Raw genomic sequence first — 1,373 nt, forward strand, 5'->3', positions numbered from 1 at the left:
GTACTACATTCGTAGATCTTGATTCAAGTCGCTGAGGGCCGGTCTGTGGCCCGTGGAGTATCCTGCGGTGACTTTCGTCTTGACCTACGATCTGGTCGTGTCCTGGGATGCCGATCTGGCCGCGCTGATCGAGCGGATCGCCGGCCCGTTGTTCACCCGGCCGGAGCCGCGCGCTACCTTCGCTGATCTGGTTCGCGGGCTTATGGCCGATGTGCCCCGTAAGAATTCCTGGCAGCTTGCCGACCATGTAGGGCACAAGAATGCCTATCGGTTCGAATGGCTGCTCAATGGGGCCAAGTGGGACGCCGATCGGCTGCGTGATGAGGTCCGCTCTTACGTGATCGAGCATCTGGGTTCACCGGACGGGGTGCTCATCGCCGACGATACCCAGGCCATCAAGAAGGGCGACAAATCGGTCGGTGTCGCACCGCAGCACTGCGGTGCGACCGGGCAGATCGAGAACTGCCAGGTGCTGCCGATGCTCACCTACGCTTCTGATACCGGTCATGCTTTCATCAACCGCCGCCTGTATCTACCGGCGTGCTGGACCGATGACCCGGTGCGGATGAAGGCCGCCGGAGTGCCCGAAGCGGTGGGTTTCACCACCAAACCGCATCAGGTGATCGACATGGTGGAGGATGAGATCGCCGCCGGAACCCCGTTTCGGTACTTCACCGCCGATTCCGGGTACGGCCGTGATCCGGCCTTGCGCGCCTTCTTCCACCGGCGGGGCCTGCGCTATGTGGTGGCGGTTCCGGTCGATCTGCCCCTGATCGACGCCCGCGGCAGGGCCACCCGGCCGGACAAGGTGTTCAAAGATCTCGGGGTGGCGCAGTGGGAGCGCCGCTCGTGCGGGGACGGCAGCAAGGGCAAGCGCGTCTATGACTGGGGCATGTGGCAGGTCACGGTCAAGGACCAGTCGCCCACCGAGGGGTTCGGCCACACCCTGCTGATCCGCCGCTCGATCAGCGACCTCGACGACATCGAGTTCTTCCTCGCCCACGCCCCGGCCGGTACGCCCGCACCGGAGTTGATCACTATCGCCGGGATGCGCTGGAAGATCGAGGAAGACAACGAGCACGGAAAAGACCTCCTCGGTCTTAATGAGTACCAGGTCCGCAGATGGACGCCCTGGTACCGGCATGTCACCACCTGCATGCTCGCTCTGGCCTTCCTGGCCGTTGCCCGCGCCCAACTCCCCGATCAGCCGGCGACCGACAAACCCCATGCCACCGGGACAGATCAGGGAAAAGCACCCGCGCTCCAGGAGCGGGCCCGCTGACCCCGCCCCGGCTGATCCGGCCCTCCCTCGCCGAAATCCGCCGCGTCCTGGCCCGCCTCCTCATACCCGCGGCCACCGCCATCGACCATGT

General features: G+C 64.8%; 1 protein-coding gene. It reads left to right on the forward strand.

From position 1 onward, the window contains the following. Positions 1 to 67 precede the first annotated feature (67 nt). Positions 68 to 1,282 carry an IS701 family transposase gene (locus E1294_RS51940; RefSeq protein WP_220448456.1) on the forward strand — a complete coding sequence of 405 codons (1,215 nt, stop codon included), beginning with the start codon at positions 68 to 70 and terminating at the stop codon, positions 1,280 to 1,282. The last annotated feature ends 91 nt before the right edge of the window (positions 1,283 to 1,373 follow it).

Origin of the sequence: Nonomuraea diastatica, assembly GCF_004349015.1 — a bacterium.
In the GTDB taxonomy this organism is placed as follows: domain Bacteria; phylum Actinomycetota; class Actinomycetes; order Streptosporangiales; family Streptosporangiaceae; genus Nonomuraea; species Nonomuraea diastatica.